The sequence below is a fragment of the Deltaproteobacteria bacterium genome, from assembly GCA_021737785.1.
Lineage (GTDB): Bacteria > Desulfobacterota > DSM-4660 > Desulfatiglandales > Desulfatiglandaceae > AUK324.
This window is the reverse complement of the sequence record JAIPDI010000005.1, coordinates 148020-154653: the sequence shown is the minus strand read 5'-3', so window position 1 is coordinate 154653 and position 6634 is coordinate 148020. Positions and strand designations below refer to the sequence as shown.

The 6634-nt window shown below is 55.2% G+C and carries 8 protein-coding genes and 1 tRNA gene; 6 read left to right on the top strand and 3 right to left on the bottom strand.

Annotation, left to right across the window (positions count from 1 at the left end):
- The first annotated feature begins 112 nt into the window (after positions 1-112).
- From K9N21_04680 to K9N21_04670, 3 genes are all read left to right on the top strand, one after another.
- Positions 113-189, top strand: a tRNA-Asp gene (locus tag K9N21_04680).
- Between the two features lie 58 nt (positions 190-247).
- On the top strand, positions 248-517 hold the full coding sequence (locus K9N21_04675) for a GIY-YIG nuclease family protein (GenBank protein ID MCF8143197.1): 270 nt from the start codon (positions 248-250) through the stop codon (positions 515-517).
- A 74-nt stretch (positions 518-591) separates the two neighbouring features.
- Positions 592-1404 (top strand): C40 family peptidase, encoded by an 813-nt coding sequence (locus tag K9N21_04670; protein MCF8143196.1) that lies wholly within the window; start codon positions 592-594, stop codon positions 1402-1404.
- A gap of 209 nt (positions 1405-1613) precedes the next feature.
- On the opposite strand, the gene K9N21_04665 is transcribed toward K9N21_04670, so the two are convergent.
- Positions 1614-2324, bottom strand: a complete 711-nt coding sequence (locus K9N21_04665) for an RNA pseudouridine synthase (GenBank protein MCF8143195.1) — start codon at positions 2322-2324, stop codon at positions 1614-1616.
- 100 nt (positions 2325-2424) lie between these two features.
- Between K9N21_04665 and rsmG the strand changes: the two genes are divergently transcribed.
- Positions 2425-3048, top strand: a complete 624-nt coding sequence (rsmG, locus tag K9N21_04660; protein ID MCF8143194.1) for a 16S rRNA (guanine(527)-N(7))-methyltransferase RsmG — start codon at positions 2425-2427, stop codon at positions 3046-3048.
- A gap of 25 nt (positions 3049-3073) precedes the next feature.
- Here rsmG and K9N21_04655 read toward each other — a convergent pair whose 3' ends face one another.
- Both K9N21_04655 and K9N21_04650 read right to left on the bottom strand, forming a co-directional pair.
- Complete coding sequence (locus K9N21_04655) at positions 3074-3787, bottom strand: flavodoxin domain-containing protein (protein MCF8143193.1); 714 nt, start codon at positions 3785-3787, stop codon at positions 3074-3076.
- A gap of 103 nt (positions 3788-3890) precedes the next feature.
- A complete protein-coding gene (locus tag K9N21_04650) occupies positions 3891-4385 on the bottom strand; it encodes a hypothetical protein (GenBank protein ID MCF8143192.1) in 495 nt (164 codons plus the stop codon).
- A gap of 139 nt (positions 4386-4524) precedes the next feature.
- Here K9N21_04650 and K9N21_04645 point away from each other — a divergent pair, with 139 nt between their 5' ends.
- Positions 4525-5229, top strand: coding sequence for a response regulator (locus tag K9N21_04645; protein MCF8143191.1), 705 nt, complete (start codon positions 4525-4527; stop codon positions 5227-5229).
- Complete coding sequence (locus K9N21_04640; protein ID MCF8143190.1) at positions 5226-6614, top strand: HAMP domain-containing histidine kinase; 1389 nt, start codon at positions 5226-5228, stop codon at positions 6612-6614. Before K9N21_04645 ends, K9N21_04640 begins: the two co-directional genes overlap by 4 nt.
- Positions 6615-6634: the final 20 nt, after the last annotated feature.

The window sequence follows — 6634 nt, the reverse complement described above, 5'->3', positions numbered from 1 at the left end:
TTCGGGGGCGTAGTTCAGTTGGTTAGAACGTCCCGCTTGTTCAAGCGGGAAGGTCACGAGCTGGATGCCCAGCGAACTTCGTAAAAGATCGTTGATACAAAGTTTTCAATTCGGGGGCGTAGTTCAGTTGGTTAGAACGCCGGCCTGTCACGCCGGAGGTCACGAGTTCGAGTCTCGCCGTCCCCGCCATAACAAATGGCCTGTTGCCCTCAATTGAGTTGCGTGACAGGCCTTTTTTTTATCCCCGATGCCCTATTATGTATACATCCTTCAGTCCGAAAAGGACGGTAGCTACTATGTAGGCTCCACTCAGGACTTGAATAGCCGACTCGATCGTCATAACCAAGGCCGATCCAATTATACAAAAGCCAAGAGGCCATGGCAACTGGTCTGCTCCGAGGAGTTCCCGGACCGGTCGAGTGCCATGAAACGTGAAAATCAGATCAAACGTCGGAAGGACAAGATTTTCATTAAATCTCTGGTTAGACCGTCCCGTCGTCCCCACCATAATAAATGATAGGGGGTGGCGGTTGCCATCCTCCTTTTTCTTTACGACGTCATCAGGCTGTTGCCTTTATTGAGTGACATCCCATGCTGCGTAACCATCCTTACCATTCCACCCTGAAACGGATGACCCCATCCTTTTCAAAATTGCCCTATGGGCGTTGCATCCTTTTTTTGACGCTTCTCACCCTCTGGGCCTGCGCTGTAAAAGGCCCGCCGCCCCCATCTTCGCCTCCGCCTGCCCGGGAAATCGCCCTCATGCAATACACCATTCAGGCGGGGGCCTTTTCGGACGTGCAAAACGCCGTACGTCTTACCCGATCCCTGGAGGCAAAAGGGCTCAGCGCCTATTACTTTCGAGCCAAGGACGGGCTGTTCAAGGTCCGATTCGGAGAGTTCTCCCTGCCCTCGGAGGCCCTTGCCAGGGCACAGTCGCTTTTGTCAGAAGGGATCATTGACGTCTATTATATTGTCTCGCCCGAGTCCTATCCCGCGGCCAGAGCCACAGCCGCGGATATGGGAGCCATCAGATCCAGTCTTGTGCAAACCGCGGAGAGTTTCATCGGACTTCCGTATCAGTGGGGCGGGACCTCTCCGGATAAGGGATTTGACTGCAGCGGGCTGGTCATGGCCGTGTACCAGCTCAACGGCTTCAATCTGCCGCGATCTTCTCGAGATCAGTTCGCATCAGGGAGACCGGTGGGCAGGAACAGCATGCAAAAGGGCGATCTGGTTTTTTTCTGTTTTGCCAAACAAAATGCCGTCTCTCATGTAGGCATGTACACCGGCGACGATGCCTTTATTCACGCGCCGGGCCGGGGCAAAATCATCCGAAAAGACTCCCTTGCCACCCCCTCCTTTGCAAATCGATTTGCAGGGGCACGGGCCTATCTGAGATAACCCCATACGCCCCTGGGGTCAGCGCGGCGTGAGAATCCTTGTCTGTCACTTCTTCGTAAGAAACCAATAAGTTTTCCCTGTTTTTTGGGGAGAGGCTCTTAGCCTCGACCCTCGCGGCGAGGACGCCGTTCACACAGGTTAAGAAAAGTTCTTACTCGAGAGAGCGACAAGCCTTTGTCGCGAGCCTTGGGGGGCAGCGTTTGGTCGGATTAGGACATGGAGAATTCGCGTTCGAGATCGCTCGTGTCCACGGAAAGGGTCATCTCCAGTCCGGCTATCGGATGCCGAAAGCTCAGGGACCGGGCCACAAGACGGATGGTCTTGTCTCTTAAAAATTCACCGGCCCCGTACTTGACGTCTCCCTCCACCGGGCAACCGGCCTGGGAAAGCTGCGCGCGGATCTGGTGCTTCCGACCGGTGATCAGACCGATTTCCACAAGAGAACTCCTTTTCCCCAAGGCAAGGGTCCTGTATTCCAGCATTGCCTCTTTTGCCCCCGGGTCCCCCTCCTTAGCCGTACGGACACGCTTTCCGGATTTCCTCAGATGCCCTACGAGTTTCCCCTGTTCCGGTTTCAGCACCCCCTCCACCACGGCCCAGTAGGTCTTTTTCACCTCATGGGCCTTCCACTGTCTCATCAACCGGGAGGCCGCCTTGGAGGTCCTCGCAAAGAGAACCACCCCGGATACCGGACGGTCCAGACGGTGGACCAGCCCCAAAAAGACATTCCCTGGCTTTTGATAGCGCTCTTTGATATACTCCTTCACGATGTCCATGAGGCTCTCTTCTCCCGATCTGTCCCCCTGCACCAGCATGCCGGCCGGTTTGTTCACCGAAATGAGATGGTTGTCTTCGTAGAGGACCTCGAGGGCGTCTGTGGAAAGAGAACGCTTTGGAAAGGATATGGGGTGGTGATCCATGGGACCTCGGTCAACGAAACAAAAAACAAAGGTTCAGCAAGAACGCAGGCCCGCGTCGAAGAAAATGCCTCCGGGGCTCCCTGCCTTGAAATCATGGTTCGTGAAATCCAATCTACTCCTTACAGAAAAACAATACAAGAAGCTGTGGCAATATCATACGCTTTTACGCGAAAAGAATGCGGCCTATGACCTGACCCGGATCTATCAGTTCGACAGTATGGTCCAGAAGCACTATATTGATTCGATTCTGCCGGTCGGTCTGTTGGGAGGGAGGCTCCCTTCTCCGCTTCTGGATATCGGTACGGGCGCGGGTCTGCCGGGCATCCCCCTCAAGATTGTGCGCCCCGATACCCACATCATCCTCTCCGAGGGGAGACATCGGCGGGTGCGCTTTCTGCACGAGGTGATCGAAGCCCTGGACCTGAAAGGGATCGAGATTCATGAGGGAAAGATCTACGCCTCCTATGATCGTCCGGCAGCGGGCGTCATTACCCGGGCAGTGGAACCGATCGCAAGCACCCTGGCCCGGGTGCGCCGGTGTCTGGTGCCGGGCGGCCGGGCCATCTTCATGAAAGGCCCCAACTGCGATACGGAGATCCGGGAAGGCCTGGCCCGTTTCCCGGGTGACTACACATTGACCCATGATCTCTCCTACAAGATTCCCCATTCCCCCCATCGCCGCCGGCTCGTGGTCTTTGAGCGCCTTCAGGGCGACTATGCCTGAACCCATACTGAAAGCCTGAGTCCTGTTAACCTGTAGCTGACGTTGAGGCATCGCTGCCGTTCAAGAGTTTTGGCGCGACGTCCCGGGTCCAGGATCGAATGGATGCCCAATCCCTGTAATCGCCTTCATCCACGCCTTTGTCTTTCATCTTGATCTTCATGACCGTTCGCACCATGAAAGAGAGCTTGTCATAATCCAGAACGCCTGCAAAGAGACCGATGCCTACGGGCGTCACTTGGGGTGCATCCCGGTGCAGGGGATCCAGGAACCCTAAGGCCTTCATCCGGTTTTCCTCCGTGGGTCTGACAAGGGTGAGACAGGTCAGAAAATAGGCCACGGGGAGACGGCCCAGCACCTCTTGGTTTTGAATGACAAACTCCGAGGCCTCGGAGAGCCATTGGTCGCTGTGAACGGCGCTCCCGACAACAACGGCACGGTAAGGCGTCAGATCCTGCACGTTTCCTACCCGAAGCACGTCCACACAGGCCCCTGCCTCGCAAAAAACACCTCCTATGGCATCGGCCACGCCGCCCGTGGAACCGCATCGGCTGGCATAGGCGATAAGTATCCTCTCTTTTTTGCGGGTTTCTCCGCACCGGGTCTCGATGAACCGGACTTCTCCGGCCCGGACTTCTCTGGGAGAGACCAGGTCCCTGCCCACGGCCAGGGCCACCAGGGCCCCGCCCGCCAGCACGGCGCTCCTGCTCATGAACTCTCTTCTCGAAAGAAATTCTATCATCTCTTCTCCTTTCTGACGCATCGCCGGGTTGTTTGTCGGGCATGAATGCATCAATGGAGGTTTCCCTGAGCCGTTGCTGCGGCTCAGGGGACCCTGAATCCCCTTACTCGGCGACAAGCGCCCTGAATGCCTCGAATTTCTTGAATTTGCCCTTCAAGTGGGCGACAACCTTCTCCTTCTGTTCCATATCAAGAACCTGGTAGAAATTCATAAACTGGTCCACGAAAAAGGCCATTCGATCCGGAAACTGCCTGCCGTGGGATTTTAAAAGATCGGCCACCACACCCAAATCGGGCGCGTCCTTGTCCATCTCCGTTTTGACCTCCTGAAAAAAGGCCTTTCTTCCCTGTCCCATCTCCATTAATTCGCTTTCCACCCTTTCCCGGATCTCCCCGTATGCCTCCTGTTGGACCCCTGTCAGTTCAAGCGTTTCTATCTCCGAGTCCATCCTTTCGAGAACATCCTTGGGAAATTCCTTTCCATGAAAACCTCCGCCGCAATATCCCGGGGGCCTGTGGCACCCGGCAACCCCGGCCCCGGCAATCACCATAATTCCCAGCAACGCCAACCCCACCGCCACGGTTCTTCTCTTCACCATAATGACTCCTCCTTTGTTTAGTGTTTGTGTTTCGAGCGCCCTTTTGTCATGAGAATAGACCCGGGACGTAAAGAATGTTTGTGGGGAATGTAAAAAAATGTTAAGAAGTGTAAAAAAGTGAAAATTAGCAAGGAGTTATATGGACAAAACGATTTTGATCGTAGATGATGACAAAAAGCTTAGAGACCTTTTGACCGAATATCTCACAGGATACGGGTTTCAGGTCTCGACGCTCCCTGACGGCACCGGGATACTGGGAACCATCAAGACAGTGAACCCGGACATCATCATACTGGACATCATGATGCCCGGGAAGGATGGCTTGGAGGTCCTTCGAGAGATTCGCACGGCCTTCACTGTCCCGGTGATCATGCTCACGGCCAGGGGAGAAGACGCGGATCGTATCGTGGGACTGGAAGTAGGGGCCGACGACTACCTGCCCAAACCGTTCAACCCCCGTGAACTGCTGGCCCGGATGCGGGCCGTGCTTCGGCGGTCGGCCGCGCCGGGGGCAAGAGAAACAGAGAGGGGCGAAGATCTTATCCTCCGGTCCGGAGGCCTTGTCCTGGACAAGGCAAGGCGCATGATCGTGGTGGAAGGAGACGAAACGGCATTGTCATCAACCGAATATGAACTCCTCAGGGTACTGATGGAACACCCCAACAGGGTACTGAGCCGCGACGAATTGATGAATATGGCCAGGGGTCGCGATTTTATGGCCTTCGACCGAAGCATCGATGTCCACATCAGCAAACTGCGTGCAAAGGTGGAGCGTGATCCCCGGTCCCCGGAGCGGATCAAGACGGTGTGGGGGACCGGGTACATGTTTGTGGATGCATCATGAAGATCAGCAGGCTTTATACGAAAATATTCCTCTCTTTCCTGGGCATCCTGGTCATCACCGAGGCACTCATCTTTGTCCTGTTTGTCCATTTTGCCGGAAAGCAATTCCGGGACCATTTTGAGCAGCAGATGCAAAGTCAGGCCACCCTCGTGAAAGCGTTCGTGGAGGACAAGATCCGATCGGAACCTCTCCTGTCCCCCTCCCAAAACCAGGCGTTGAAAGACCTCATCCTGCGAATGGGGGAGATCTATAGTGCCCGTTTCTGGCTCACCGGACCCGATGGAGGCGCCCTGGCCAGGTCCTTTGACGTCGGCATCCCCAAGGATGTGGAAGAACGGTTTGTCAGGGGGCGGGGATTAAACATGGGGCCTTATAAGGTCTATAAGGACTTCAGAAAAGGAGGCGGATTCTACGTCCTCATCCCCATCCGGATGGGTGATGGACAAACCGGGGTCCTCCATGCCCTTTTTCAACCCATCGATACAAGACCCCACAAACGGGGCTTTGCCCTCGGGCTGGTCGTGATCGGCGTGATTATCGCCCTCCTGGTGGTACCTGTCTCCAGACAGATCACCAGGCCTTTAAACCGGCTCAGACAATCGGCCGTACGGATCTCGGAAGGAGATCTCTCCCACCGGTCTTCCCTCAGCGGCAAAGACGAGATCGGTCAACTGGGTCGAACCTTCAATGTCATGGCGGAAAGGCTTGAACGGATGATACGGGGCGGAAAAGAACTCACGGCCAATGTCTCCCACGAATTGCGAAGCCCCCTGGCCCGGATCCGGGTGGCACAAGAAATCATAGGGGAAAAATTGAAAAAGGGCGATTCAAAAAGTGTGGAAAGACACCTGAACGCGATCCTTGAGGACATCGAGGAGCTGGACCGCCTCATCGGCAGGATACTGGAGTTTTCCAAGCTGGACATTCACGAAAGGTCATTTGAGAGGGTGTCGTTGAATCTGCCGGCGCTGATCAGAGAACTGCTCCACCGTTTTGAAACGGCCATAAACGAAAAGAGGGTGGTGCTGCGGGCGGAACTCCCCTCAAACGCACTGGTTTACGGGGAGAGGGAGAGTCTTTACTCCGCCTTGTCCAACCTTCTGGATAACGCCGTCAAGTTTGCTTCCAAAGGGGGGGAGGTGGCCATCTGCTTGGCCGAGGATGCCGATCATTGGAGGCTCAGTATCACCAACACCTACCGGAAGCTTTCCGATAGCGAACTGGAGAGACTCTTCGAACCCTTCTACCGGGTGGAGGGCGTTCAAGAAAGAGGAACTGGCCTGGGTCTGGCCATCGCCAAGAAGATTATCGAGCAAAACCAGGGCCGTATTTGCGCCTTGAACTCGGAAAAGGGCCTCGAATTCGTGATTCTCTTTCCCGGATAATGCGTTATCTTCAATACACC

Excerpts from the sequence above, each read along its gene's own strand:
- K9N21_04670 (MCF8143196.1), top strand. The coding sequence starts at position 592 with ATGCTGCGTAACCATCCTTACCATTCCACCCTGAAACGGATGACCCCA.
- K9N21_04650 (MCF8143192.1), bottom strand. The coding sequence starts at position 4,385 with ATGGTGAAGAGAAGAACCGTGGCGGTGGGGTTGGCGTTGCTGGGAATT.
- K9N21_04665 (MCF8143195.1), bottom strand. The coding sequence starts at position 2,324 with ATGGATCACCACCCCATATCCTTTCCAAAGCGTTCTCTTTCCACAGAC.
- K9N21_04675 (MCF8143197.1), top strand. The coding sequence starts at position 248 with ATGCCCTATTATGTATACATCCTTCAGTCCGAAAAGGACGGTAGCTAC.
- K9N21_04645 (MCF8143191.1), top strand. The coding sequence starts at position 4,525 with ATGGACAAAACGATTTTGATCGTAGATGATGACAAAAAGCTTAGAGAC.
- K9N21_04655 (MCF8143193.1), bottom strand. The coding sequence starts at position 3,787 with ATGATAGAATTTCTTTCGAGAAGAGAGTTCATGAGCAGGAGCGCCGTG.
- K9N21_04640 (MCF8143190.1), top strand. The coding sequence starts at position 5,226 with ATGAAGATCAGCAGGCTTTATACGAAAATATTCCTCTCTTTCCTGGGC.